This is a genomic window from Pelomonas baiyunensis, from assembly GCF_043555935.1.
Lineage (GTDB): Bacteria > Pseudomonadota > Gammaproteobacteria > Burkholderiales > Burkholderiaceae_C > Pelomonas > Pelomonas baiyunensis.
The window spans coordinates 645856-672455 of sequence record NZ_JBIGIB010000003.1; the positions used below are offsets into that span (position 1 = coordinate 645856).

The following is a 26600-nucleotide window of genomic DNA, read 5'->3' on the forward strand; positions in this document are numbered from 1 at the left end:
GAGCTCCTCCCTGAAGCCCCTTGTGGCGGGGCCTTCGCCAATGCGCGGCGGATTCTAGGGACGACTCAGAGCCGGGCCGGGCGGCTGTCTTCGCGGGGCAGGGCCGGCAACACCAGGGTCAGCACGGCGCCGCCGCCTGGCCGGTTGGCGGCCCAAATGCGGCCGCCGTGCGCTTGCGCCAGGCGCCGGCAGATGGCCAGGCCCAGGCCGGTGCCGCCGGCGGCGTCGTGCGGCCCGCTGGACTGCACGAACGCCTCGAACACCCGCTCCAATTCGTCGGGCGGGATGCCCGGGCCTTGGTCGGACACGGTCAGGCGCACATCGCCGGCGTCGTCCAGCCCGGCGGCCAGCTCGACGCGGCCCCCCACCGGCGAGAACCGGATCGCGTTGGCCAGCAGGTTGCGCAGCAGCTGCTGCAGGCGCAGCGGGTCGGCCATCACGCCCAGGTCGTCACCGCCCAGTTGCGCGTCCAGCATCAGGTCGCGGGCGCTGAACAGCGGCGTGAGTTCGCGCACCACTTCCAGGGCCAGCGGGCGCAGGTCCAGCGGCTGGGGGTGGATGGGCTCCTGCCCGCGCTCGATCTTGGCCAGGTCCAGCAGGTCGTTCACCAGGCTCAACATGCGCTGGCCGGCCCGGTGCACATCGCTGAACAACTCGCCCACGCGGGGCTGCTCCTTGGTGCGGCGGCTGCCCAGTTCCGCAAAGCCGAGGATGGCCTGCAGCGGCGTGCGCAGTTCATGGCTGACGTTGGCGATGAACTCGGACTTGGCTTGCGACGCCCCCAACGCTGCGTCGCGTGCGGCGCGTGCGGCACGGTCGGCCTCGCGGAATTCGCTGATGTCCATGAAGCACACCACCAGCCCCATGGGCCGGCCCTGCGCGTCGGGGAAGGTGGACTTGCTCACGCGCAGGTCGCGGGGGCGGCCGTCGCGGCCACGCCAGACGGTTTCGTACGTCAGTTCGCCGCCGCGGGCCAACAGTTCGGCGTCGCGCTCGCGGTCGCGGGCCACCTCGTCGGGGGGCAGGTCGCTGCAGGCTTGCCGGCCCAGCACGTCGGCCCGCTGGCGGCCGGTGAACTGCTCCCAGGCCCGGTTCACGTCGAGGTAGCGGTTGAAGGTGTCCAGCACCGACATTGGCAAGGGGCTGCTGGCCAGCAGCGAGCGCGCCAGGCCGAGCTGGGCCCGCAGCTCGGCCTGGGCGTGCACCAAGGCGCTCACGTCGGTGGCGCTGCCCACCCACTCCAGGTGGTCCGGCTGGCGGTACAGCGGCACGACGCTGATCTCGAAGCTGCGCAGGCGGCCGCCCGCGGTCACCCAGTCGGCCCGCGTCTGGCGCGGCTGCACGGTGGCGTGCTGCTGCGGCAGGAACAGTGCGGCCACATTGGGCGCCCCGCCGAACACGGCTTCCAGGGGCTGGCCGATGACCTGGGCCACCGGCTCACCGCTGAGCCGCGCATAGCCCTCGTTGATCAGCGTCACGCGCCCGGCGGCGTCGGTGCGGAACAGCAGGTCTTGCACGGTGCCGAAGATCGCGCTGAGCTCCTGTTCACGGGCCACCACCTGGCCCAGCACCGTGTCCAGCTGCGCCAGCGACCGTTCGCGCGAGCGCAACGCGGCGGATGCCACCGCGGTGAGGCTCAACAGCGCGGCGGCAATCGCCAGCGCCGGCAGGCCCTGCTCGCGCACGGCTTGCCAGGTTTGCTCGTGCAGGCTGTTGCGCGGCAACTCCACCAGCACGTGCAGCGGGCGGCCCGGCAGGTGGCGGAACCGCATGAACTGCGGGCCTGGGCGCAGGCCGGTGCCGTCCCAGCGGCCTTCCAGCGCGGCGACGGCGGGGTCTTGCGTCAGGGCCGGGTGGCCGGCGGTCAGGCCGGGCAGCAGCGTGCCGGGTCGCACCGGCACATCGGGCGTGCGGGCCAGCAGGCGGCCGCCGTATTCCACCAGTGCGCCGGCGGCGCGGGTGTCGTTGGCGGTCAGTTCATGCAGGCTGGCCAGCGCCTCCGGGTTCACCATGGCCACCAGCAGCGCGGGGGTGTGGTGCTGCCCCGCCGGGTCGGCGGGCAAGGCCTGCAGCACCGGCAGGTAGCCCGGGCTGGGGGAGGTCAGGGCGGACGGCTCGGTGCCGGGCGTGGTGGAGGGTGATGTGGACGGCGATGTGGAAGCTGCCAGGCTCGTGCGGGCCACGAAGCGGCCAATCGCCTGCGGGCCGGCTTCGCGCCAGGCCGCCATCGCCAGCGCGGGCACCTGGGGGCCGGTGGCGGCGCTGCCCACGGCGGTCAGCACGCGGCCGTGGTCGTCCAGCAGCGCCAGCCCCTGCACGAAATGCAGGCTGGCGCGGGTCTGCTCCATCAGGGCGTGCAGTTCGGTGTGGGGGGTGCGGCGCGTGGTGGCTTGGGCCAGTTGCTCCAGGGCGGCGCGGGTGGCGTCCAGGCCGCGTGTGGCGTGTTCTTCCACCACGCGGGCCAGCAGGGTCTGCTGCAGGTCGGCCTGGGTCAGCCGGGCATGGTGGTCGCGCCACAGGGCGTAGCCGGTGCCAGCCGTCACCATGCAGGCCAGCACCAGGCCCGACAGCAAGGTGATGCGACTGGGACGCCAGCGGCTGCGGTGCGGCATGGTCGGGCCCGGCGCGTGGCGTCAGTCGACGTCGTGGCCCCAGCGGTCCAGCAGGCCGGGCGCGTGGTGCAGGAAGGCCGCCACCAGGGCGGGGTCGAAGGCCTGGCCCGCCTGCTCGGCCAGCATTGCCAGCGCGCAGTCTTCGGCCCGGGCGGGGCGAAACGGCCGCGGGCGGGTCAGGGTGTGGAAGCAGGTCACCACCGCCAGCAGCCGGCAGGCCGGCGGGATCTGCGTGTCGCGCAAGCCCAGCGGGCGGCCGTTGCCGTCCCAGCGCTCGTGCTGATGGCGGGCAAATTCAGCCGCCAGCGTGGCCGCCGCTGGGTCGGTGGGGCGGGGCTCGGTGGCAGCGCGCAGCACGCGGGCCTCCGGGGCCGTCCAGCCCAGGTGCAGGGCCAGCGCCTCGGCCAACCGGCCGACCGGGTTCGGCCCGGCCCAAGCGGGGGCTTCACTCGCCGGTTCGGGCCGGCACGCGGGGAGGTCGAGCGAGGCGGACAGGGGCATGGAGACGTCCGGTGGTTTTTGCAGAATTGTCCAATAAAAATGTTTTTATCAAATAGTGAAGGCGGGGCAAGCGCTGTCAGATTCGGCAAAATATCTCGCTGTGAACCGAACCACTTCCGTCCCTGACACCTGTTCCACCACCGAAGCCGCCCAGCGGCTGGGCATGGCCGTGCGGTCCGTGCAATTGATGGTGGACCGTGGCGAGTTGCAAGCCTGGAAGACGCCAGGCGGGCACCGCCGCATCCTGCGGGCCTCGCTGGACGCGTGGCTGGCAGGGCGCGCTGGCACTGCGCCGGCCGCGCCGGCCCTGGGCACTCCCAGCGGCGGCGCCCGGCCGCTCACGCTGCTGCTGATCGAAGACTCGGTGCACTTCCAGAACCTCATCAGCCTGGTGGTCAAGCGCGAGTTACCCGGGGCGGAACTGCACGTGGCGTCCGACGGCATCGCCGGCCTCGCCATGGCGGGCCGCCTGGAGCCGGACCTGCTGCTGATCGACATCCTGCTGCCCGGCATCGACGGCGCCGCGCTCATCACCAGCCTGCGCTCGCACCCGCAGTTCGCACGCAGCCGCTTGATCGTGATCACCGCGCTGGACGAAGCCCAGCGCGCGCCCTACGCCTTTGCGCTGACGGGCGTGCCCCTGGTGCACAAGACGGCGCTGGTGGCGGAGCTGCCTGCGCTTCTGGCCCAGGCGACCGCCTCGCTGGCCGACCAGTCCGCCTGACGGCGCCTGTGCTGCGCGCCACGCGCTTCCTGCAACCCGGTGCCGGCTCGCGCCGCGCCTGACGTGCTTCCATGACTGCCCGCATCCTGCTGATCGAAGACGACCCGTCCATCGCCCGGTTTGTGGAGCTGGCGGTGGAATGCCTGCCCGACCACGCCCCCGAGGCGCCGGCCGTGACGCTGACCGTGGCCACCCTCGTGAGCGAGGCCCGCACGGCGCTGGCCCAGGGCGGCTGGCAGTTGGTGATCAGCGACCTGATGCTGCCGGACGGCTCGGCCGAGGTGCTGCTGACCGACGGCCTGGCGCTGGCCCCTGGGGCGCCGCCGTGGGTGGTGTTCAGCGCCGGGGTGCAGGAAGAGCGGCGCGCGGCCCTGCTGTCCCGCGGGGTGGCGCGCCTGCTGCGCAAGCCGGTGCCGCTGACCGAACTGCTGGACACCGTGGCGGACATGCTGGCCCGCGGCGCCCGCGCGGCGGTGGCCCCGCCCCGCAGCGGGCCCGACCCCGTGGCGCAGCATTTCGGCGGTGACCGCGAGATGTACGAGGTGTTCCGGCAAGGCTGCCTGCAACGCTTCGCTGACGACCTGGCCCAAGGCCACGCGGCCATGGCCGCGGGCGACGCCGCTGCGCTGCGGCGTGTGGCCCACGGCCTGAAGGCGGTGCTGGAACTGATCGGCGAACCCGGCATGTCGGCCCAGGCTCGGCAACTGGAAAACGAGGCCGCCGCGTGCGCGCCGGGCCAGCCCCTGCCGTCCGGTTGGGAGGCTTTGGCGCTCGGTTTGACGGAATTGCGGGCCCGATGAGCCGCGTTTCGCATCAGGTTTTCCCGAATTTTTTGCAAATTTCTCGGTGAGAGTGTGTTTTCGCGCCGCGGCCTCTGGCCTGGCTGTATCAGTAGATTTGATAATTTCACGCATGAATGCCGCCCCGCGAACCCTGTCACCTCGAACCGACTGCTGCGCCGGGCCGGAGGCTCGCCCATGAGCGCGACCGCCTGGCAGGTGCTGTATGTCGAGGATGACCCCGTCAACGCGCTGTTGATGCAGGGCATCCTGGAGCTGCGCCAGGGCGTGGCCTTGCGGGTGGCGCGCAGCGGTGAAGAAGCGCGCCGCCTGGTGACCCAGGGCCGGGTGGACCTGCTGCTGTGCGACCTGCACCTGCCCGATGTGGACGGCAACGTGCTGCTGGCGCAACTGCGCGAGACGGGGCTGCCCGCGGAGGTGCCTGCGGTGCTGGTGACGGCGGAGTCGGAATCGGTGGCCGCGCAGCTCGCGCGCCAGCACGGCTTCCAGGGCCATTGGCGCAAGCCACTGGATGTGGCGGCCACGCTGCGCCAGCTGGACCACTGGATGGCGGTGTCGCCCCCGTCCGGGACCTGACACAAAACTTTGCGCGCGGGCCACACGGCCTTGCGTGAGGCGGGTGATTCTTCGGCACCTCAACCGGAGATCTGCCCCGTGAAGAACCGCCGCTTCATGCTCAGCAGTGGCGCCGCCCTGGCCGGTGCCCTGATGCTGGCGCGCCGCGTGCCGGCCGCCACGCTGGAAGGCGTGGCCGCCACCCCCGCCTCTGCCGCCGCTTTGGGGCCGCTCACCCCGCAAGAGCGGGCGCTGCACGCGCTCAACCGCCTGGGCTACGGCCCGACCGCTGCCGATGCGGCCGCGATCGCCGCGCAAGGTGCCGGCCCGTGGCTGGAGCGCTTCCTGGCCGAACAACTGGCCCCCACCCGCCCCGAGCCGCCGCCGGCATCGGCGCGGCGCCTGGCCGGGCTGGAGGTGTTGACGCTGGGCCAGGCCGAACTGCTGGGCCGCTACCGTGAGGCCGTCAAAAGCACCCGCGAGGCCCGACGCGAGAAAACCAAGGGCATGACGCCGGAGGCCGACGCCCTGAACGCCGTGCGTGAGCAGGTGCGGCCGCTGGTGGCGCAGGCCGCGCAGGCGCGTTTGTCACGCGCGCTGCAAAGCCCGGCGCAGCTGGACGAGGTGCTGACCGAGTTCTGGTTCAACCATTTCAACGTGTTCGCCGGCAAGGGGCCGGTGGGCGTGTTGGTGGCCGACTACGAGCAGCGCGCCGTCCGGCCGCATGTGCTGGGCCGGTTCCGCGACATGCTGGGCGCCACCGCGCGCCACCCGGCGATGCTGCTCTACCTGGACAACGCCCAAAGCGTGGTGGCCGGCTACGAGCCGCCGCACCGTGCGCGCCGCCTGCTGGACGCGCGCCCCGAGGCCAAGGCCCGCAAGGCCACGGGCCTGAACGAGAACTACGCCCGCGAGCTGATGGAGCTGCACACGCTGGGCGTGGACGGCGGCTACACGCAGCGCGACGTGACCGAACTGGCCCGCATGCTCACCGGCTGGGGCCTGGACACCCGCAAGGCCCTGCAGGGCGGCCACGGCGACCTGTTCGCCTTTGAGCCCCACAAGCACGACCCCGGCACCAAGACCTGGCTGGGCCAGACCGTGCGCCCGGCCGGCCTGGCCGAGGGCGAGCGCGCGCTGGACGTGCTGGCCAGCCACCCCGCCACCGCGCGCCACCTGGCGCACAAGTTCGCCCAGGCCTTCGTGGCCGACGAGCCGCCCGCGGCGCTGGTGCAAAAGCTGGCGGCGAACTTCCTCTCTACGGGCGGCGACCTGCGCGAGTTCACCCGCACGCTGATCCAGGCCGACGAGTTCTGGAGCCGCGAGGCCTACCAGGCCAAGTTCAAGACGCCCTACCAGTACCTGCTGTCCAGCCTGCGCGCGCTCGACCTGCAGAACTCGGCCGTGAACACCCCGCAGCCGCTGCTGGCCGCGCTGGCCCAGGCCGGCCAGCCGCTGTATGGCGCCACCACGCCCGATGGCTACAAGAACGTGGCCACCGCCTGGCGCAACCCCGAGGCGTTGACCCAGCGCGTGCAGCTGGCCACCACGCTGGGCCAGCGCAGCGGGCTGAGCGCCGAGCGGCTGGGCACCACCTTGGGCGCCGCCGTGAGCGACGCCACCCGCCGCACGCTGGCCACCGAGCCGCCGGCGCAGCAGGTGGCCTTGCTGCTGGCCAGCCCGGATTTCATGAAGCGTTGAGACCACCATGCACCGTCGTCAATTCCTGAATTTCAGCGCGCTGACCCTGGGCGGCCTGCCGCTGGCCCGCGCCCGGGCCGACAGCGCCACCGGCAAGAAGCTGGTGGTGGTGATGCTGCGCGGCGCGGTGGACGGCCTGTCCGTTGTGGCGCCTTACGGCGAGCGCGAATACGCCGCCAGCCGGCCGCAGATCGCCTTGCCCGCGCCCGGCGCCGAGGACGGCCTGTTCCGCTTGAACGCGCTGTTTGGCCTGCACCCCGCGCTGGCACCGCTGCAACGGCACTGGAGCGGCGGGCAGCTGGCCTTTGTGCATGCCAGCGGCTCGCCCGACCCGACCCGCTCGCACTTCGACGCGCAGGACTATTTCGAGTCCGGCACACCGGGCCGCAAGGCCACGGCCGACGGTTGGATGAACCGGCTGCTGGCTGGCCTGCCGGGCGAGCCCTCGCCCACGCGCGCCGTGGCCCAGGGCAGCACGCCGCCGCGCATCCTGGCCGGGTCGGCCAGCGTGGCCAGCCTGGGCCTGGGCCCCGGGGCCTTGCAGCGCCGGGCCATCGACAACCCGCAGCTGCAGGCGGGCCTCGCGCGGCTCTATGCCCAAGACCCCGCCCTGAGCCACACGCTGCAAGACACCACCGAAGGCCGCAGCGAGATGGCCCGCAGCATGGCCGCCCCCGAGCCGCACGGCATGGACCCGACGGCCGATGCCGGGGCGCCGTCGGCGCGCAGCTTCGCGGCCGATGCGCGGCGCCTGGGCCAGCTCATTCGCAAAGACGCGCACACCCAACTCGCCTTCACCGCCGTGGGCGGCTGGGACACGCACGTGAACCAGGGCGCCGCGCGCGGCCAACTCGCCAACAAGCTGGCCAGCCTGGGCGAAGGGCTGGACGCGCTGGCCACCGGCCTGGGCGATGCGCTGAAGGACACGGTCATCGTGGTGGCCAGCGAGTTCGGCCGCACGCTGCGCCAGAACGGCAATGGCGGCACCGACCATGGCCGCGGCAACGTGATGTGGCTGCTGGGCGGCCCGGTGGCCGGCGGCCAGGTGCTGGGCGACTGGCCGGGGCTGGACCGCAGCGCGCTGGCCGACGGCCGCGACCTGGCCGTGCAAACCGATTTCCGTCAGGTGCTGATGCCGCTGCTGCAGCGGCACCTGGGCCTGTCCGACGAAGGGCTGGCGCGCGTGTTCCCGAACGCACCGGCCCGCTGGCGCGACGCTGACCGGTTGCTGCGCGCCTGAACCTTGCACTGAAGCGCACGCCCCCCGGAGTTGCCCCCCGTGTTGCTGGAGACTGCCATGCTCAGAACCACGCCCCCGTTGTTCGGTTTGTGCCTGAGCATGGCCGTGCTGGCTTACTGCTTCCTGGTGGCGGCGGGGGCCTGAGCCCGCGCCGGCCTCAGAGGCCGCGCTTGGCCTGTGTCAGCAGCGTGGCCACCTCGCTGCTCACCTGGGCAAAGGCCGAGCCGGAGCCGATCAGGCGCTCAGCCTGGTCGTACTGTCCGCCGTTGATCCGCCGGGCCACGTCACCGGCCACCTGGTGGAACTGCGCGTGCTTGCCCAGCAGGGCCACAAACGTCGGGCGGGTGCCCCAGCGGCGTTGACCGTCGCCGTGCAACCAGCGGCCCAGCGGGCATTGGTCGTCACGGCACAGCGTGTCGGCGTCCAGGTGGCTGCGTTCCGCGATGGCCTGGCGCAGCTTGACCTTCCAGTCACGGTGCGCGCCGATGGCGGCATCGAAGTCGAAGTCGGCCGCCACGGCGGTGGTGGTCGGTGCGTCGTCATCGGCCCCCGAGTCGGCCGGCAGCACGAAGCGCGACACCTCGCCCACCAGGCCGTCGGCCTGGGCCTTGAGCGAGGCGGCGGCGGCGGCGGTTTCTTCCACCAGTGCGGCGTTTTGCTGCGTGGCGCGGTCCAGTTCCTGCACGGCCTGGCCGATCTGCGCGATGCCCTGGCTTTCCTCGCGTGCGGCGTGGGCCACGTCGCCCAGCAGCTGGTCCACGCGCTGGGATCCGTCCACGATCTGCGCAATGGTTTCGCCGGCGCGGCTCACGATGTCGGTGCCGGTTTCCACCTGCTCCACGCTGCGCCCGATCAGCGTCTTGATTTCCTTGGCCGCCTCGGCACTGCGTTGCGCCAGCATGCGCACCTCGCTGGCCACCACGGCGAAGCCCCGGCCCTGCTCGCCGGCGCGTGCGGCTTCCACCGCGGCGTTCAGCGCCAGGATGTTGGTCTGGAACGAGATGCCGTCGATGGTGCCGATGATGTCGGCGATGCGGGTGGACGACTCGCGGATGCCCTGCATCGTGCGCACCACCTCCTGCATCACCTGGCCGCCGTCCGCTGCGGTTTGCGCGTTGCGGCGTGCCAGGTCGGCGGCTTCGGCCGTGTGCTCGGCGCTGTGGTTGACCGTGGCCGACATCTCTTCCATCGACGCGGCCGATTCCTCGATGTTGGCCGCGGCCTGCTCGGTGCGGGCGGAGAGGTCCATCGCACCGCTGGCGATCTCGTCGCTGGAATGCATGATCTGGTCGCTGGAGCGGCGCACGCGGCGCACCATGCGACGCAGCGAGTCCTGCATGGCGGCGAGTTCGCGCATCAGGTCGGCCGCTTCGTCGCGCCCCCACGGCTCTGGCGTGGTGGTCAGGTCGCCCGAGGTCATGGCCCGCAGGTGCTCCCGCGTTTCATTCAGGCCGCCGGTCATCACCTTGTAGAAGCTCAGGAACAGGTAGCCCGCCACGCCCAGCATCAGCGCCACGACGATGGCGGCCTCGCGGATGGCGACCATCTCGGCGTCGCGCAGGTCGTCCACGTACAGGCCCGAGCCGATCACCCAGCCCCAGGGCTCGAAGCCCTTCACGAAGGACATCTTGTCCACCGGCTGTTGCTGGCCCGGTTTGGGCCACTGGTAGGCCACGAAGCCTTGGCCGTGCCGGCGCACTTCATTCACAAAACCCTGGAACAGCGGGAAGCCGTTGGGGTCTTTGATGTTGCTGCCGTCCTGGCCGTTGAGCTCGGGCTTGATCGGGTGCAGCACGATGCGGTGCTGCATGTCGTTGATCCAGAAATATTCCTTGCCGTCGTAGCGCATCTGCCCGATGACCTGCTTGGCGCGGGCCTGCGCTTCCTCGCGCGGCAGGCCGGCCGCTTCCAGCCCCTGGGCCCACACCAGCACGCTGTGGGCCACCTCCACGTGCTGGCGCACGGCGGCCTGGCGCTCGGCCAACTGGTCGTCCGCCTGGTCCTGGATCAGCCAGGCCAGCAGCGCCAGCATCGGCAGCACGAAGGTGGCGGAAATCAACAGCGCCTTGGCGCCGAACTGCAGGTTGCGAAACAGCCGGATGCCCGGCGCCCACAGGCCGTGGTGGGTGAAGAAACCGCTTTCATCGGCGCGCGAACGGGCGGCAGGGCGAGCCGGCGACCGTGTCGCAGCGGCAAGGGTGTTCGACATGGGGGATGCAGGGACAAGGAGGAGCGACCGATGCTAGGTCAATCGTTTGCAGCGCCCCTTGTCTCGAATCAACTACTCCTGCGGCTGCGGGCTTCGGTGCGCATTAATGCGCAGCTGCGGCCGTCAGCCGAAGTAGCCGAGGTTGCGAACCGTGAAATTGTTCAGATGCGGAAACACCACACCCAGGTCCGCAGCGCTCACGCCGAACCACGCCGCCAGCGTGGCGCTCATCTGATCGACCCCGGTGCTGGGCAGCCAGCGGCCCTCGCCGGACACGTCGTCCGGCCCACCCAGGGTGAGGTCGGGCATGCGCCCGTACAGCCCGCCGCGCACCGCGCCGCCCAGCACGAACTGGTGGTTGCCCCAGGCGTGGTCGGTCCCGCCGCCGGAGGCCGGTTGCAGCGTGCGGGCGAAGTCGCTGGCGGTGAAGGTGGTCACGGACTGGGCCAGCCCCAGTTGCTGCATGGCGTCGTAGAAGGCCTTGAGCGCCGGGCCCAGATCGCTGAACAAGGCCTGCTGTTGGTTGAGTTGGTCGTTGTGGGTGTCGAAGCCGCCCAGGCTCACGAAGAACAGCTGCCGGTTCACGCCCAGCCCGGCCCGGCCTTCGATCATCTTGGCCACGGTCAGCAGTTGCTGCGCGACGCTGCTGTTGAGCCCGCTGAACAGGCCCGACACGCTGCCCGTGCCGGACAGGGCCGTGTTCAAGGCATTGCTGGCCTTCAACGCTTGGTTGAGTACGCTGGCCGCAGCGTGGGCCTCGGCGTTGGCGTAGGGCAACTGCAGCAGGCCTTGGTACAGGCCGTACAGCGGGTTGGCGCTGGGGTTGTTGCCAAAGCCGCGGATGGCAAAGCTGTTGCCCGAACCCACGGTCAGCCCCTGCGCGGTGGCGCCGGTCATGAAGACGTTGTTGCCGCTGACCGACAGCGCCATGGGCACGGCGGCGCCGCTGGCCTGCAGGTCGGCCACCCGGCCGCCCCAGCCCGCGGGTGAGGCGCCCGCGCTGGTGAACGACTGACCGCGCTGCCACTGCGCCTGCTGGTCGTCGTGGGAGAACAGGTTGGGCGGCACGGCCGCATTGCCGGCCCGGTACTCGGCCTTGGTCAGCGGCTTCACCAGCGGGCCGACGTTGGCTTGCACCGCGAGGTGGCCCTGGGCCCAGATGTCGGCGAGCGGCGACAGCGCCGGGTGCAGGCCCACGTTGCTGCCGTTCAACGTGGCCAGCGACGACTGCGCCAGGCTCAACCCGCCGGCGCCTGCCACACCGCGCGCTTTGGCGTAGGCGGCGTAGCCCGCGGTGTCAGTGGGCACGACCATGTTGTTGCCGTCGTTGCCGCCGTACAGGAACACGCACACCAGGGCGCGGTAGTCGCTGCCGAGCAGCGGCGCGGCCAGCGAGGGCAGGGCGGCGCTGCCGGCGAGGGCGGCGGCGTGGGAGAGCAGATGGCGACGATTCAGCATGTCAGTTCTCCGATGGGAACGCAGGAATCTGCGGGCCGAGCGCTGGGCCGTTCCCGAGCCGGCCCGTCAGGCGATGTGCTTGCCGGTCAATCCGGCAAGCATCGCCGTCCCCACGGGGGACCGACCCGGCTGGCCCGCGTTCAGCGAGGCGAGAGTGGGCGAGGGGCCTTGTCACCTCAGTTCTCCACCAAGTACTCGGGCGACATCGCGGCCAGGAAGAGTGCCGCCTTGGCGCGGTCCAGCGGCCGGGTGGCCGGCGCCAGCTGCGCGGCCTTCAGCAGCGCGGTTTGCAGAGCCGGGCTGGCGCGTCCGGCAAACATCACGCGGTTGATCTCGGCCACCAGGGCCGCAGGCGTGGCCGCCAGGGTTTGCCAGCGCGTCAGGTCGATGGCGGTGCCTGTGGCGCCGGCCACGGTGGTGTCCGGCGGCACCGGTTTGCCGCTGAGCAGCGTGGCCAGCGCGCCGCTGAGCTTGAAGGCCGCGCTGGCGTTGAACACGCCGAAGGCGGGGCCGTCCAGGCTGGTGTTGTCCGGCAGGTCGTAGTCGGGCGTGAAGAAGTTGAAGACGCTGGGCGGGCTGTACACCGGCTGGCTGAGGTTGGCGGCCTGTGCGCGCAGCCACACGCCGTCGCTGCTGCCTCCGAGGCTGCGTATCAGGTGGGTGAGCTGCACGATGGGCTCCCGCAGCTTGCCGAAGCGGCTCGGGTCTTGCGGCGTGGCGGCTTCCGGGTCGGTCAGGATGGCGGTGAGCACGGCCTTCATGTCGCCGCGTGGCGTGGTGGTGGTGCTGGTGCGCACGCCGGCGGGGGTGGTGAGGGCCACGGTGCCGCCGTTGAACGCCTGGCTCACGCGCTGCACGTAGGCGGGGCTCGGGTTGGCGGTGACGAACTGCTGGATCAGTTGCCGCCCGATGAAGGGGCCGACGTTGGGGTGGTTGAAGATGTTGTCGATGGCGGCGTCCAGGTCGGCCTGGGCGGTTTGGCCGGCCGGCAGCGTCACCCCGTTGAGCAACCGTTTGGCGGCGGTGTCGTGGTGGTCGTTGAACGCGATCATGGGCGCGTCGTAGTAGCTCGGGTTGCCGAACCGGTTGCGGGTGGCGCCCGGCCGCGGGGCATAGGTCCAGCCGGTGAAGGCGTGGGCAAAGCCCTCCACGGTGTCTTGGTCGTACGTGGGGATGGGCTGGCCGCGTGCATCCAGGCGCGCGCTGCCATCGGCGTTGAGCTGCCACAGCCCGATGGAGAACAGCTGCAGCACCTCGCGGGCGAAGTTCTCGTTGGGCTCGATGCCCTTGGCCGGGTTGGGCTTGTCGTTGTTGGCCATGTTCAGGTAGCGGCCCATGGCGGGCGACATCGCCACCTCGCGCAGCACGTCGCGGAAGTTGCCGAACGCGTGGCGCAGGAAGATGCGCTGGTACTTCGCCATCGCGTTGGGCAGCTTGATGACGTTGCCCGACACCACCAGGATTTCGCTCAGTGCCAGGGCTGTGCGCTGGCGCAGTTGGTCTGGCTGCTGCATCGCGTTGGCGAAGAACTGCACCTGCACCGGGAAGAGCGAGTAGTTGTCGCGCTTGCAGGTGGCGGCGGTGCCGGTGGGGCAGCCTTTGTTGGGGTCGGGGTCCACCCAGGCAACGCCGGTGAAGTCGGAGTCGCGGCGGGTGAATTGGTCTTGCAGCCAGGCCAGCCGGCCGCCGCTCATCACGGCCGCCACGCTGGCCTCGGTCGGCCCGAAGCTGGCCTGGCCGAGGAAGCGCCGGGCCTCCGAATCGCTCAAGGCCGGGGCGGCACGAACATCGGCTGCGGCGGCCGGGCCGTGCAGCAGGGCTGCGGTGGCGGCCAGCACGGCCGGGACGACCAGGGGGGCGAGGCGCATGGGCAGTCTCCTCAAAGCGGCCGCGATCTTGATCCTGCGCGGCGCTGCCGTCTCGCCTGGAGTTGTGCCCATTGGTAAGCAAACCCTGCCGGCGGTTGCGACGCCCTTCCAGCCTGTCCGGGCGCTGTCATGCGGGGTGGTTGTCAGCGCTTGTCGTGCGGTTTGCACGCGGCCCGCACTTGCGGCCTCGGTGCCGCCGTGCATGCCGGCGGCCACTATCCTTCAGCCAGGCTGCTGCAGGCGCGCGAGATCGCCGGTCCAGTCGGCCCAATGCCGGCGCACCGCCTCGCGCTGCCGGGCGTCCATCTGGTTGAACACGCGCAGCAGGCTGGCGATCAGCTCCTCGCGGTGCGGCATCTCTTGCGGCAGGGTCTGGCTGTTGCGCAGCAAGAGCGCGGTGCCGCCCGGGCCGTCGTGGTGGGCCCAGGCGCGCAGGGCGTCCAGCGTGCGGGCCTGGCGGACGGCGCGGGCCTGCGCCAGGGCGGGCACGTCCGGGCGCCAGCCCTCGGCCTCGGCGCGTGCGTGCCGGCGGGTGGTGCGATCCAGGTCGCCCAGCCAGCGTTCCAGCGCGCTCACATAGCGCGAGGCGCGGTCGCTGGCGGGGCCGTTTTGCTGGGCCAGCCACTCGGCGGTCTTGTCGTCCAGCGTGCGCTCCAGGTGCTGCCATTGCGCGGGCCGCAGGTCGGCCAGCACCGGGGCGGCCAGCGGGGCGGCGTGTTGCAGGCAACGCTCCAGGCTGGCCCGCGCGCCGCGCTCCAGCGCGAGCAGCTCATCGGGCGTGACCGTGCCGTCGTCCAGCGCGGCCTGGGCCTGGCGCAGCAGGGCCTGCCAGTGCGGCAGTTCCTCGCGCCGGTGCCAGGCCTGCCAGGCGCGCAGTTGCTCGCGCAGCCGGGCTTGTTGGGGGCGGTCCAGGTCCAGGTAGCGGTCCAGCCACAGGCCACCCAGCAGGGGCAGCTGGTTGTAGGCCAGCCCGAGGCTGGAGCAGCCGGCCAGTGCCAGCGTCAGCACCAGCACCGGCAGCAGGGCCCAGCGGGAGATGCCGTGGGCGATCCGGCTGGCGATCCGGCGGGGCAGGGGCAACATGCCCGGATGCTCGCAGGCTGAGCGGGGGCTGTCATGCCGTGGGGTATTTCGGGGTCATGGGCCCGAGCAGGCCGGCACCGCCGCGTGGCGCGGTTATCGTTGCTGCACTGTGCCGTCCAAGGAACTGCCCCACACCTTCAAGCTGCTGACCATCTGGCTGGTGGTCATGCTCGGCGTGTTTCTGGCGTTCAAGGCCTGGGAGCGCGAGCGCGAGGCCAGCCGCTTCCAACTGGCCGGCCAGACCGTGGTGCTGGCGCGAGCGCCGGACGGGCACTTCCACTGGCCGGGGCGCGTCAATGGCATCGCGGTGGACTTTCTCGTGGACACCGGCGCCAGCAGCACGGCCTTGCCGCAGGCGCTGGCCGAGCAGGCTGGCCTGGCGCCGCTGGGTTCGGTGCGCACGCAAACCGCCGGGGGCGCGGTGCGCGGGTTCGTGGCTCGCGCCGACGTGACCCTGCAAGGCGGCGTGCAGGCGGCCCGGCTGCCGGTGACCGTGCTGCCCGACCTGGCCGCGCCGCTGCTGGGCATGGACGTGCTCGGCCGGCTGCATTTCTCGCAGAAGCCGGGCGAGCTTCGCATCGAACCGCAGGACGCTGACAGCCGATGACACGCCTCTTTTCCTGGCGGCCCAGCCGTTCGTGGTCGGCTCTGGGGTTGCGGCTGATGGCGCTGCTGATGTGGAGCGCCAGCGCCAGCCACGCGGCCTGCCCGCCACCGGAGCCGCCCGTGCCCACCGTGGCGCAGGTGCGCGCCTGGCTGCCCACGGCGCCGGACCGCGGCCTCTTGTGGCGCATCACCCGGGGCGGCCATAGCAGCTACCTCTACGGCACGCTGCACATCGGCAAGCCGGCGTGGGCCGTGCCGGGCCCGGCCCTGCGTGCTGCCTGGGCCGACACCGAGGTGCTGGCTGTGGAGCTGGACCCGGCGGATGTGATGCCTGCGCTGGCGGCCTTGCCGCCGCCAGCCCCGCTGCCGCCGGCCCTGGCGCGTCGCATGGCACAGCAAACCCGCGCCGCTTGCCTGCCGCCGGACGCGCTGGCGCGGTTGCCGGCGATGTTGCAGCTCAGCACGCTCACGCTGATGGAAGTGCGCCGCGACGGCTTTGACGCCGGCTTCGGTCAGGACGTGGTGCTGCTGGGCTGGGCCAAGGCCGAAGCCCGGCCCGTGTTGTCGCTGGAAAGCGTGCAGGAGCAGCTGGACGCGCTGAGCCCCGGTGAGCAGGAGGCCGAGCTGTTGGGCAGTTCGCTGCGCCAGTTGCAGCAGGGCCGTGTGCGCGCGCCGCTGCGCAAGCTGGCGGCCGCGTGGTCGCGCGGCGACCTCGCCACGCTGGGCGACTACGGCCGCTGGTGCGACTGCGCCGACAGCCCGGCCGAGCGCGCCTGGCTCGCCCGCGTGAACGACGGCCGCAACGGGCCGCTGGCGGCGCGCATCACCGCCTTGCACGGCCAGGGCCAGCGCCTGCTGGTGGCCGTGGGGGCGCTGCACATGACCGGCCCGCAGGCCTTGCCGCGCTTGTTGCAGGCCGAAGGCTTTGAGGTCGAACAACTGGTGCCGAGCCGGTAGCATCCCCCCACCGCCGGCGCTGCCGGGAGGAGACAGTCCATGAGCGACAGCAGCTTCACCAAGTTCGTGCCCGGGTTTGAATTCCTGCAAGGGCTGGTCAAGAACGCGGGTTCGGCCCTGCCGGGCATCGGCCAGTGGGTGGCGCCCACGCTGAACCCGGAGGAGTTGTCCAAGCGCATTGAAGAGCTGCGCACCGTGCAGTTCTGGCTGGAACAGAACGCCCGCATGCTGGCCGCCACCATCCAGGCGCTGGAGGTGCAGCGCATGACGCTGTCCACGCTCAAGTCCATGAACGTGCCGCTGACCGACCTGCGCGACAGCCTCAAGCTGCCCACCGGCATGGAAGCACCCGCCTGGCCCAGCATCCCGCCGGAGATCCTGTCGGCCGCAGCGCCGGCCGCGCAAGCCGCCGCCAAAACCGCCGTGAAAACCGCCGCCAAAACCGCAGCCACCACGGCCAAGGTGGCCGCCAAGACCGTGAAGACTGCCGGTGACGCCGCCAAGGCCGCCGGCGTGCCCGGCGCGGCGGTAGACCCCACCCAGTGGTGGACGGCGCTGACCCAGCAGTTCACGCAGCTCGCCACTTCCGCCATGAAAGACAGCGCCACCGACGCGGCCCGCCACCTGGCCGGCAACCTGGTGAAGCAGTCGTTCGACGCCGCCAGCGACACCCTGCGCAAGGCCGCCACCGTGCCCGGGGCCGTGGTGGGCAGTGTGGCCAAGGGCCTGGCCGGTGTGACGGACGAACCCGCTCGACCGGCCGCGCGCACTGCGTCCAGGGCGTCGGGTCAGCCCGTGCGCAAGACGGCGGCCGCCACGAAGACGGCCGCCAAAACCGCCACGAACGCGGGCAAGAGCCGGCGCACGCCGTGAAGCGACGGCCGCTGCTGCTGGCCGTGGCCTGCGGGGTGGCCGGTGTGTCCACAGGGCAAGCCGGCGCGGCCGGCGCGCGGGAGCGCGTCGTGTACCCGCTGCACGACCCGGCCCGCATCCCGTCCTGGCGCTACCTGGAAGACGTGCTCAAGCTGGCCATCCAGCGCAGCGGGGCGAACTACGAACTCGTGGAGTCGCGCCAGGCCATGGTGCAGGGCCGTGCCATGCGCGAACTGGCCGAGGGCCGCGGCGACCCCGACCTGGCTTGGACCATGACCAGCCCCGAGCGCGAAGCCGAGCTGCTGCCGGTTCGCGTGCCGGTGGACCGCGGCCTGATTGGCTGCCGTGTCGCGTTCGTGCGGCCGGGGGACCTGGACCGCTGGACGCAGGTGCGCACGCTGGCCGACCTCGCGCCGCTGGCGGCCGGGCAGGGCCACGACTGGCCGGACACCGAGATCCTGCGGGCCAACGGCCTGAAGGTGCAAACCTCCAGCCGCTACGAAACCCTGTTCGAGATGCTGCGGCTGGGCCGCATCGACTACTTCCCGCGCTCGGTCATCGAGGTGGACGACGAAGCCGCCACGTCCATGGCCCGCGGGCTGGTGATCGAGCCCCAGGTGCTGCTGCGCTACCCGGCCGCCGCCTACCTGTTCGTGCGGCCCAACCGCCCGCAGCTGGCACAGGACCTGGAGCGTGGGCTGGAGGCCGCGCTGGCCGATGGCAGCTTCCAGCGGTTGTTCCAGCGCCACTACGGCGACCTGATCGCCCGCCACCGGCTGAACCAGCGACGCGTGCTGACCCTGCGCAACCCGCTGCTGCCACCGGCCACGCCGCTGAACCGGCCGGCCTTGTGGCTGGTGCTGGGCGGCTAGAGTTCGCCCTCCATGGCCCCGCCCCGCATCCCGCCCATCCAGTGCCTGCAAGCCTTCGAGGCCGTGGCGCGGCTGCGCAGCGTGAGCGCGGCGGCGGAGGAGCTGGCGGTCACGCCCAGCGCCGTCAGCCACCGCATCCGGCAGCTCGAGTCCCAGCTGGGCTTCAAGCTCTTCGGGCGCGACTTCGTGCCCAGCGACGACGGGCAGGTCTACCTGCCGTCGGTGCGCCAGGGGCTGGCCGCGCTGCAGAAGATTCCGGGCGCCGACGGCGTGCGGCCCCAGGGCGTTCGGCTGCGGCTGGCGGTCACGCCGACCTTCTCGCGCCAGATCTTGCTGCCGCGGCTGGCGCTGTTCCGGCATGCGAATCCGGAGATCGAGCTGGTGATGCAGGTGGCCATTCCGCTGGCGGACCTGAAGTCCGAGGAGGCTGACCTGGAGATCCGCTTCGGCAGCGGCGAGTACCCCGGCCTGGAAACCCGCCGCGTGCTGACCGACGACCTCAGCCCCGTCTGCAGCCCCGACTATCTGCACGAGCACGGCCCGTTCGACGGCTTCGACACCGTGGCCGACATCCGCCGCGTGCACCTCATCCGCAGCCCGCTGGCGCCCTGGAGCAGTTGGTTCGAGGCCCACGGCCTGCCGCTGGACGAGCCGCGCGGCGGCGCGCAGTTCAACGACCTGGGCCTGGTGCTGGACGCCGCGGCTGCCGGCTTCGGCGTGGCGCTGATGCGCATGAAGCTGGGCGCGTCGTGGCTGGACTCCGGGCGCCTGGTGCGCCTGTCGCCGCGCACCGTGCCGTCGAGCTTTCACCACTACATCTGCTGGAAGCCTGGCGCGCTGGAGCGCTGGGAATGCGCGGCCTTTGTCGAGTGGCTGACGCGCGCGCTGGCTTAAGTTGCGCCCCTCGCCCGGCCTCGCACCGCTGAACGCGGGCGAGTCCAGTCGGTCTTGCAGACCGCGCTGCGGCTCAAGCCGCAGCCCTTCGGCAGGCACATGCCGCCCACCGGGCGCCATGTGTCCGGCCTCAGCCCCCCGAGGGGACGGCGATGCCTGCGGCATTGAGCCGCAGGCACATCGCCGGAGCGGGCCGGCTTGGGGGCGGCCCGGCGCTCGGCCCGGAATACTTCGGTACCCCCCGGGCCAACCCTGTGTCCGCCCGGGCACCTGAAATTTCTTCACGCGACACGCCAAGAGGATTCACGCCGCCCGGTGGCGCTCGCCACGACCATCCCGCCCCAGTTCCCGCCTCGCCGCGGAAAAGATTTCAAAAACTGGAGACGACCATGGTCTGGCAACAGGTCTACAACCCCTTCGACAACATGCTGCTCAGCACGCTGGTGGCCGCCGTTCCGGTGGTCGTCATGCTGCTGGGGCTGGGCGTGTTCCACCTCAAGGCCCACGTGGCGGCCGCGGCCGGCCTGGTGAGCGCCTTTTTGATTGCGGTGTTCGCGTTCGGCATGCCCGCCGGCATGGCCAGCCGCGCCGCGCTGCTGGGCGGGCTCACCGGCCTGCTGCCCATCGGCTGGATCGTGCTGAACATCATCTTCCTGCACCAGCTGACCGAGAAGAACGGCAGCTTCCAGGTGCTGCAGGACTCCATCGCCGGCATCACGCAAGACCGCCGGCTGCAGCTGCTGCTGATCGCCTTCGCGTTCGGCGCGTTCTTCGAAGGCGCAGCCGGCTTCGGCACGCCGGTGGCCGTCACGGCCGCCATCCTGATCGGCCTGGGCTTCTCGCCGCTGGCCGCCTCGGGCCTGAGCCTGATCGCCAACACCGCACCCGTGGCCTACGGAGCTTTGGGCACGCCGGTCATCACGCTGGCCAAGGTGCACGGCTACGACCTGATGGCGGTGAGCGGCATGATTGGCCGCCAGCTGCCGTTCTTCAGCCTGCTGGTGCCGTTCTGGCTGATCTGGGCCTTCGCCGGCCGCAAGGCGATGTGGGAGATCTGGCCGGCCATCCTGGTCACGGGCCTGTCCTTCGCCATTCCGCAATACCTGGTCAGCAACTTCATCGGCCCCGAGCTGGTGGACGTGATCGCGGCCATGTGCTCCATGGTGGCGCTGGTGGGCTTCCTGCGCTTCTGGCAGCCCAAGAAGCTGTGGACCTCCGTCTCGCTGCGCGGCCATGAGCACGATGGCCCCGAGGCCAAGCCGGCCCTGGCGCCCCGCGTGCACCCGCGTGCCGCTGTCATCAAGGCCTGGACGCCCTGGGTCATCCTGACCGTGTTCGTGTTCGTCTGGGGCCTGCCGGCCACCAAGGCGGCGCTCAACGGCATCTACGCGCCCAAGTTCCCCATCGACGGCCTGCACAAGCTGGTGGAGAAGGTGGCGCCGGTGGTGCCCAAACCCACGGCAGAAGCCGCCGAGTACGTGTTCGGCCTGCTGTCGGCCACGGGCACCGGCATCCTGCTGGCGGCCATCGTCGGCGGCCTGGTGATGGGCTACCGCTTCGGTGGCCTGGTGAAGTGCTTCGGCCAGACCGTGTGGCTGGTGCGCACCTCGCTGCTGACCATCGTGCTGATGCTGGCGCTGGGCACGCTCACGCGCTTCTCGGGCCTGGACACGACGCTGGGCCTCGCGTTTGCCAACACCGGCGTGCTCTACCCCTTCTTCGGCACGCTGATGGGCTGGCTGGGCGTGGCCATGACCGGTTCGGACACCGCCAGCAACGTGCTCTTCGGCGGCATGCAGAAGGTGGCAGCCGAGCAACTGGGCCTGAACCCCAACCTCATGGGAGCGGCCAACAGCTCCGGCGGCGTGATGGGCAAGATGATCGACGCGCAGTCCATCGTCGTGGCCTCCACCGCCACGCGCTGGGAGAACGGCGAGGGCCCCATCCTGCGCTACGTGTTCTTCCACTCCATCGCGCTGGCCTGCCTGGTGGGCGTGTTCATCACGATGCAGGCGTACGTCTGGCCGTTCACCCTGCTGGTGTGGTGACGCCGTGCCGGCCGCTACAGTTGGCCGGCACTGAATGAGACTTCGGATCGCCTGCGATGAATGCCCTCGTCCAAGACCCCGAGCTGGACCCTGTCGCGCACCGCGCCGCGCGCCTGCAGCAGCTGGTGGCGGCCCTGTCGCCCGTGCTGCCGGCCCACGCGCTGCTGTACCAGGCCGAGCAGACCACGCCGTATGAGTGCGACGGCCTGACGGCCTACCGCCAGCGCCCGCTGGCTGTGGCCCTGCCCGAGACCGAGGCCCAGGTGGGCGCGGTGCTGAAGGCCTGCCATCGCTTGGGTGTGCCCGTGGTGGCGCGCGGGGCCGGCACCGGCCTGAGTGGCGGCGCCATGCCGCACGAAGCGGGCGTGACGCTGGCGCTGGCCAAGTTCAACCGCATCGTGTCCATCGACCCCTACGCCCGCACCGCCCGCGTGCAGTGCGGCGTGCGCAACCTGGCCATCAGCGAGGCGGCCGCCCCGCACGGCCTGTACTACGCGCCCGACCCCAGCAGCCAGATCGCCTGCACCATCGGCGGCAACATCGCCGAGAACTCCGGCGGCGTGCACTGCCTGAAGTACGGCCTCACGCTGCACAACGTGCTGCGCGTGCGCGGCTTCACGGTGGAGGGCGAGCCCATCGAGTTCGGCAGCGAGGCGCTGGACGCCGCGGGCCTGGACCTGCTGGCCCTCGTCGTCGGCAGCGAAGGCATGTTGGCCGTCGTCACCGAGGTCACGGTCAAGCTGGTGCCCAAGCCGCAACTGGCGCGCTGCCTGATGGCGAGCTTTGACGACGTGCGCAAGGCCGGTGATGCGGTGGCGGCGCTGATTGCCGCCGGCATCATCCCGGCCGGCCTGGAGATGATGGACAAGCCCATGACGGCGGCGGTGGAGGACTTCGTGCACGCCGGCTACGACCTGACGGCCGAGGCCATCCTGCTGTGCGAGAGCGACGGCACGCCCGAAGAGGTGGCCGAGGAGATCGAGCGCATGACCGCCGTGCTGCGCGGCAGCGGCGCGACCGACGTGCAGGTGAGTGCCGACGAAGCCCAGCGCCTGCGCTTCTGGAGCGGCCGCAAGAACGCCTTCCCGGCGAGCGGCCGCATCAGCCCCGACTACATGTGCATGGACTCCACCATCCCGCGCAAGCACCTCGCCACCATCCTGCTGGACATCCAGCAAATGGAGAAGAAGTACGGCCTGCGCTGCGCCAACGTGTTCCACGCGGGCGACGGGAACCTGCACCCGCTGATCCTGTTCGACGCCAACGACCCCGACCAACTGCACCGCTGCGAACTCTTCGGCGCCGAGATCCTGGAGCGCAGCGTGGCGCTGGGCGGCACCGTGACCGGCGAGCACGGCGTGGGCGTGGAAAAGCTCAACTCCATGTGCGTGCAGTTCAGCCCCGAGGAACGCGAGCAGATGCTGGCGCTCAAGAGCGCCTTCGACCCCGCCGGCACCCTCAACCCCGGCAAGCAGATCCCCACGCTGCACCGCTGCGCCGAGTACGGCCGCATGCACGTGAAGCGCGGGCTGCTGGCCTTCCCTGAGCTGGAGCGGTTTTGAAGTTCGACGACCTGCAAGCGCAGCTGCGCGACGCCCGCCAGCCGCTGCGCATCACCGGCCACGGCAGCAAGGATTTCTATGGCGAGCGTCCGCAGGGTGAGGTGCTGTCCACGCTGGGCCTCACCGGCATCACGGCCTACGAGCCCAGCGAGCTTTACCTGAGCGCCTTGGCCGGCACGCCCATCGCCGATGTGGAAACCGTGTTGGCCGCGCAGCGCCAGCGCCTTGCCTTCGAGCCGCCGCGCTTCAACGGCCGGGGCACGGTGGGCGGCATGGTGGCCTCGGGCCTTTCCGGCCCCAGCCGCGCGGCGCTGGGCTCGGTGCGGGACCACGTGCTGGGCGCCGTCGTCATCAACGGCGCCGGTGAATTGCTGAGCTTCGGCGGCACGGTGATGAAGAACGTGGCGGGCTTTGATGTGAGCCGCGTGCTGGCCGGCTCGCTGGGCCAGCTGGGCTTGATCACCGAGGTGACGCTCAAGGTGCTGCCACTGCCGGCGGCCACCGCCACGCTGCGCTTCGACCTGATCCAGGCCGACGCGCTGAAGGCGCTGAACACCTGGGGCGGCCAGCCCTTGCCCATCGAGGCCAGCGCCTGGTGGGACGGTGCGCTGGTGCTGCGCCTGGCCGGTGCGCAGGCGGCCGTGCAGGCGGCGATGACACGGCTGGGTGGCGACCGCATTCCCGACGACCTGGCCGCAAGCTTTTGGACCGGCCTGCGCGACCAAAGCGACGAGTTCTTCGTCGGCGCCGAGCGCGCGGTGGCGGGCGGTGCGCGCTTGTGGCGCCTGTCGCTGCCCAGCACCGCGCCGGAGCTCAAGCTGCACGGCGAGCAGCTCATCGAATGGGGCGGCGCCCAGCGCTGGGTGGTCACGCCCATGGAACCGGCTGCCGTGCGCGAGGCCGCGGCCAGCGTGGGCGGCCACGCCACGCTGTTCCGCGCGCTGGACAAGTCGCCCGGTGCGTTCACGCCGCTGTCAGCACCGCTCGCGGCCATCCACCGCCGCCTCAAGGCCAGCTTCGACCCCCACGGCGTGTTCAACCCAGGGCGCCTCTATGCGCACCTCTGACAACGTCGAACAGGTCATGCCGCGCTACTACGCGCAGCGCGCGGCCGAGTACGAGCGGGTGTTCGACAAGCCCCACCGCCAGCCCGACATCGCCACGCTCCAGGCCTGGCTGCGCAAGCAGTTCGCCGGCCGGCGGGTGCTGGAGGTGGCCACGGGCACGGGCTTCTGGCTGCCGGCCGCGACGGCCGATGCCACCGCCTGGCTGGGCACCGACCTGAACCCCGAGGTGCTGGCCGTGGCGCAGCAAAAGCCGCTGGACTTCCACAAGGTGCGCTTCCAGCATGCCGACGCGTATGCGCTGGCGGCCACGGTGGCGCCCGGCGGCTTCGATGCCGCCTTTGCCGGGCTGTGGTTCTCTCATGTGCCCATGTCGCGCCGCGCGGCCTGGCTGGCGCAACTGCACGCCTGCCTGCAGCCCGGCGCGCGCGTGGTGCTGATGGACAACCGCTACGTGGCGGGTGACAGCACGCCTATCACCCGGCACGACGACGAAGGCAACGGCTTCCAGCAGCGCCAGCTGTCGGACGGCAGCACGCACGAGGTGCTGAAGAACTTCCCGACCGCCGCCGAGTTCGCCGCCTTGCTGGGCGGGCGCGCCTTCGAGTTCCGCGAGCTGACCTACTTCTGGACCCTGGTCTACGAGGTCTGACCATGGGGCTGCTGCGCGGGCTCACGCTGCTGCTCATCGCCCAGGCGCTGGGCGAGGCCCTCGTGCGGCTGACGCACCTGCCGCTGCCCGGCCCGGTGCTGGGCCTGCTGTTGATGTGGGCGGCGCTGCAATGGGCGCCGCTGCGCCAGACGGTGCAGCCGGCGGCCGAGGGGCTGCTGGGCCACCTGTCGCTGCTCTTCGTGCCGGTGGGCGTGGGCGTGATGACGCACCTGCACCTGATCAGCGAGTTCGGCCTGCGCCTGCTGCTGGCGCTGGTGCTGTCCACGGGCATCGGCCTGGCGGTGACGGCGTGGGTATTGCGTGCCTTCCTTCGGCGGGAAGGCGAGGCCTGAGATGCAGGACTTCGTCCAGCTCTGGGTCTACCTCAGCGCCACGCCGCTGTTCGGGCTGACCGTCACGCTGTCGGTCTACGTGCTGGCCCACGCGGCCTACGTGCGGCTCGATCACGCCGCCTGGGCCAACCCCGTGCCCTGGAGCGTGGCGGTGCTGGCCACCGTGCTGCTGGCCAGCGGCACGCCGTACCCGACCTACTTCTCCGGCGCGCAGTTCATCCACTTCCTGCTGGGCCCCGCCGTGGTGGCCATGGCCTGGCCGCTGTGGCAGCGGCGCGAGGAACTGCGCCGCCGCTGGGGCGCCATCCTGGTGGCCGCGCTGGCCGGCGGCGCGGCGGCTTCGCTGAGCGCCGTGGCCATCGGCTGGGCGCTGGGCTTGCCGAAGGAGCTGGTCGCGTCGCTGGCCACCAAGTCCGTCACCGCGCCGGTGGCCATGGGCATTGCTGACAAGATCGGCGGCATCCCGGCGCTCGCGGCCGTGTTCGCCGTGCTCACCGGCATGGTGGGCGCAGTGGGCGGCAAATACCTGTTCGACCTCATCGGCGTGCATCCCATGGTGGCGCGCGGCTTTGCTTTAGGCACCTGCGCCCACGGCCTGGGCGCGGCGCGCGCGCTGCAGGTGAACGCCGATGCCGGCGCCTACGCCAGCCTGGCCTTGGGCGTGCAGGTGGTGCTGGCGTCGCTGCTGATGCCTCTCGTCTTCAAATTCTTCGTCTAGCCATGCAAACCAAGCTCGCTCCCGAATTCGTCGGCACCCGCGACGGCACCGAGGCCGAAGCCATTCTGCGGCGCTGCGTGCACTGCGGCTTCTGCACGGCCACCTGCCCGACCTACCAACTGCTGGGCGATGAACTCGACGGCCCGCGCGGCCGCATCTACCTCATCAAGCAGGTGATGGAAGGCGTGACGCCCACGCGTGAGACGCAGGCCCATCTGGACCGCTGCCTCACCTGCCGCAACTGCGAAACCACCTGCCCCTCGGGCGTGGAGTACGGCCACTTGGTGGACATCGGCCGCCGCGTGGTGGACGCCAAGGTGCCCCGCCCGGCGGGTGAGAAGCGCGTGCGCTGGCTGTTGAAGGAAGGCCTGACCTCGCCACTCTTCAAGCCCGCGCTGCGCGTGGGCCAGGCCCTGCGCCCGCTGGTGCCTGCCGCGCTGAAAGACAAGGTGCCGCCCAAGCCGCCGGCCACTGCGCACGACTGGCCCACACGCCAGCTCAACCGCAAGGTGCTGCTGCTGCTGGGCTGCGTGCAGCCGGGCATGGCGCCCAACATCAACAGCGCCACCGCGCGCGTGCTGGACGCCGCCGGCATTCAGACCGTGGTGGCCGACGGCGCCGGCTGCTGCGGCGCCATCCGCGAGCACCTGGGCGACCACGGCGGCGCGCTGGACGACATGCGCCGCAACATCGACGCCTGGTGGCCGCTGGTGGCTGGCCCGGGTGAGCGCGTGGAGGCGCTGGTGATGAACGCGTCCGGCTGCGGCGTCACCGTCAAGGACTACGGCCACGCGTTGGCCCACGACCCGGACTACGCCGACAAGGCCGCCCGCATCAGTGCCCTCACGCGCGACCTGAGTGAGCTGCTGCCCGACCTGGTGCCCACGCTGAAGACGCGCCTCAAGGCCAAGCCCGGGTCGCTGGCCTACCACCCCCCCTGCACGCTGCAGCACGGCCAAAAGCTCAAGGGCGGCGTGGAGACCGCCTTCCGCGAACTGGGCTTCACCATCGGCTGCGCGCCGACCGACAGCCACCTGTGCTGCGGCTCAGCTGGCACCTACTCGGTGCTGCAGCCCGAACTCTCGAAGCAACTGCGTGACCGCAAGCTGGCGGCCTTGGCCCCGCTGCAGGCCGAGCAAATCGTCTCGGCCAACGTCGGCTGCATCCAGCACCTGCAAAGCGGCACCGCCCAGCCCGTGCGGCACTGGGTGGAGGTGCTGGACGACGCGCTGCGCGGGGTGGGGGCGTAG

23 protein-coding genes are annotated in these 26600 nt (G+C 71.4%); 17 read left to right on the top strand and 6 right to left on the bottom strand.

Annotation, left to right across the window (positions count from 1 at the left end):
* Window positions 1–65: 65 nt before the first annotated feature.
* Complete coding sequence (locus ACG01O_RS13435) at window positions 66–2612, bottom strand: cache domain-containing sensor histidine kinase (RefSeq protein ID WP_394385372.1); 2547 nt, start codon at window positions 2610–2612, stop codon at window positions 66–68.
* Between the two features lie 21 nt (window positions 2613–2633).
* Window positions 2634–3113, bottom strand: coding sequence for an HD-GYP domain-containing protein (locus ACG01O_RS13440; protein ID WP_394385374.1), 480 nt, complete (start codon window positions 3111–3113; stop codon window positions 2634–2636).
* 100 nt (window positions 3114–3213) lie between these two features.
* On the opposite strand from ACG01O_RS13440, the gene ACG01O_RS13445 reads away from it, so the two are divergent.
* From ACG01O_RS13445 to ACG01O_RS13465, 5 genes are all read left to right on the top strand, one after another.
* Window positions 3214–3837, top strand: coding sequence for a helix-turn-helix domain-containing protein (locus ACG01O_RS13445; RefSeq protein ID WP_394385376.1), 624 nt, complete (start codon window positions 3214–3216; stop codon window positions 3835–3837).
* Between the two features lie 71 nt (window positions 3838–3908).
* On the top strand, window positions 3909–4637 hold the full coding sequence (locus ACG01O_RS13450) for an Hpt domain-containing protein (RefSeq protein WP_394385378.1): 729 nt from the start codon (window positions 3909–3911) through the stop codon (window positions 4635–4637).
* Between the two features lie 177 nt (window positions 4638–4814).
* Window positions 4815–5213, top strand: a complete 399-nt coding sequence (locus tag ACG01O_RS13455; protein WP_394385380.1) for a response regulator — start codon at window positions 4815–4817, stop codon at window positions 5211–5213.
* A 78-nt stretch (window positions 5214–5291) separates the two neighbouring features.
* Window positions 5292–6893 (top strand): DUF1800 domain-containing protein, encoded by a 1602-nt coding sequence (locus tag ACG01O_RS13460; protein WP_394385382.1) that lies wholly within the window; start codon window positions 5292–5294, stop codon window positions 6891–6893.
* A 7-nt stretch (window positions 6894–6900) separates the two neighbouring features.
* Window positions 6901–8133, top strand: coding sequence for a DUF1501 domain-containing protein (locus tag ACG01O_RS13465; protein WP_394385384.1), 1233 nt, complete (start codon window positions 6901–6903; stop codon window positions 8131–8133).
* Window positions 8134–8290: 157 nt separating this feature from the next.
* Here ACG01O_RS13465 and ACG01O_RS13470 read toward each other — a convergent pair whose 3' ends face one another.
* From ACG01O_RS13470 to ACG01O_RS13485, 4 genes are all read right to left on the bottom strand, one after another.
* A complete protein-coding gene (locus ACG01O_RS13470) occupies window positions 8291–10342 on the bottom strand; it encodes a methyl-accepting chemotaxis protein (protein WP_394385386.1) in 2052 nt (683 codons plus the stop codon).
* A 123-nt stretch (window positions 10343–10465) separates the two neighbouring features.
* Entirely contained in the window at window positions 10466–11800 is a 1335-nt protein-coding gene (locus tag ACG01O_RS13475) for a DUF1501 domain-containing protein (protein ID WP_394385388.1), read from the bottom strand.
* A gap of 176 nt (window positions 11801–11976) precedes the next feature.
* Window positions 11977–13668: a DUF1800 domain-containing protein gene (locus ACG01O_RS13480; RefSeq protein WP_394385390.1), complete on the bottom strand. Its 1692-nt coding sequence runs from the start codon at window positions 13666–13668 to the stop codon at window positions 11977–11979.
* A 222-nt stretch (window positions 13669–13890) separates the two neighbouring features.
* Window positions 13891–14751, bottom strand: coding sequence for a DUF6279 family lipoprotein (locus ACG01O_RS13485; protein ID WP_394385392.1), 861 nt, complete (start codon window positions 14749–14751; stop codon window positions 13891–13893).
* 109 nt (window positions 14752–14860) lie between these two features.
* Between ACG01O_RS13485 and ACG01O_RS13490 the strand changes: the two genes are divergently transcribed.
* The 12 genes from ACG01O_RS13490 to glcF all read left to right on the top strand — a co-directional run bounded on the left by ACG01O_RS13490 (window position 14861) and on the right by glcF (window position 26600).
* Window positions 14861–15358, top strand: a complete 498-nt coding sequence (locus ACG01O_RS13490) for a retropepsin-like aspartic protease family protein (RefSeq protein WP_394385394.1) — start codon at window positions 14861–14863, stop codon at window positions 15356–15358.
* Window positions 15355–16314: a TraB/GumN family protein gene (locus ACG01O_RS13495; protein WP_394385396.1), complete on the top strand. Its 960-nt coding sequence runs from the start codon at window positions 15355–15357 to the stop codon at window positions 16312–16314. Before ACG01O_RS13490 ends, ACG01O_RS13495 begins: the two co-directional genes overlap by 4 nt.
* 39 nt (window positions 16315–16353) lie before the next feature.
* Entirely contained in the window at window positions 16354–17187 is an 834-nt protein-coding gene (locus ACG01O_RS13500; protein WP_394385397.1) for a PhaM family polyhydroxyalkanoate granule multifunctional regulatory protein, read from the top strand.
* The gene (locus tag ACG01O_RS13505) at window positions 17184–18059 is read left to right on the top strand and encodes a substrate-binding periplasmic protein (RefSeq protein ID WP_394385399.1); all 876 of its coding nucleotides are present in this window, start codon (window positions 17184–17186) and stop codon (window positions 18057–18059) included. The genes ACG01O_RS13500 and ACG01O_RS13505 overlap by 4 nt, the downstream gene beginning before the upstream one ends.
* Before the next feature lie 12 nt (window positions 18060–18071).
* Window positions 18072–18953: a LysR substrate-binding domain-containing protein gene (locus tag ACG01O_RS13510; protein ID WP_394385401.1), complete on the top strand. Its 882-nt coding sequence runs from the start codon at window positions 18072–18074 to the stop codon at window positions 18951–18953.
* 389 nt (window positions 18954–19342) lie between these two features.
* On the top strand, window positions 19343–21001 hold the full coding sequence (locus ACG01O_RS13515; RefSeq protein ID WP_394385402.1) for an L-lactate permease: 1659 nt from the start codon (window positions 19343–19345) through the stop codon (window positions 20999–21001).
* Between the two features lie 56 nt (window positions 21002–21057).
* Window positions 21058–22563 (top strand): FAD-linked oxidase C-terminal domain-containing protein, encoded by a 1506-nt coding sequence (locus tag ACG01O_RS13520; RefSeq protein ID WP_394385404.1) that lies wholly within the window; start codon window positions 21058–21060, stop codon window positions 22561–22563.
* Window positions 22560–23630, top strand: a complete 1071-nt coding sequence (gene glcE, locus ACG01O_RS13525) for a glycolate oxidase subunit GlcE (RefSeq protein ID WP_394385406.1) — start codon at window positions 22560–22562, stop codon at window positions 23628–23630. Before ACG01O_RS13520 ends, glcE begins: the two co-directional genes overlap by 4 nt.
* Window positions 23617–24279 carry a class I SAM-dependent methyltransferase gene (locus tag ACG01O_RS13530; RefSeq protein WP_394385408.1) on the top strand — a complete coding sequence of 221 codons (663 nt, stop codon included), beginning with the start codon at window positions 23617–23619 and terminating at the stop codon, window positions 24277–24279. The genes glcE and ACG01O_RS13530 overlap by 14 nt, the downstream gene beginning before the upstream one ends.
* Before the next feature lie 2 nt (window positions 24280–24281).
* A complete protein-coding gene (locus tag ACG01O_RS13535) occupies window positions 24282–24632 on the top strand; it encodes a CidA/LrgA family protein (RefSeq protein WP_394385410.1) in 351 nt (116 codons plus the stop codon).
* A gap of 1 nt (window position 24633) precedes the next feature.
* Entirely contained in the window at window positions 24634–25350 is a 717-nt protein-coding gene (locus tag ACG01O_RS13540; RefSeq protein WP_394385412.1) for an LrgB family protein, read from the top strand.
* A gap of 2 nt (window positions 25351–25352) precedes the next feature.
* Entirely contained in the window at window positions 25353–26600 is a 1248-nt protein-coding gene (gene glcF / locus ACG01O_RS13545; RefSeq protein ID WP_394385414.1) for a glycolate oxidase subunit GlcF, read from the top strand.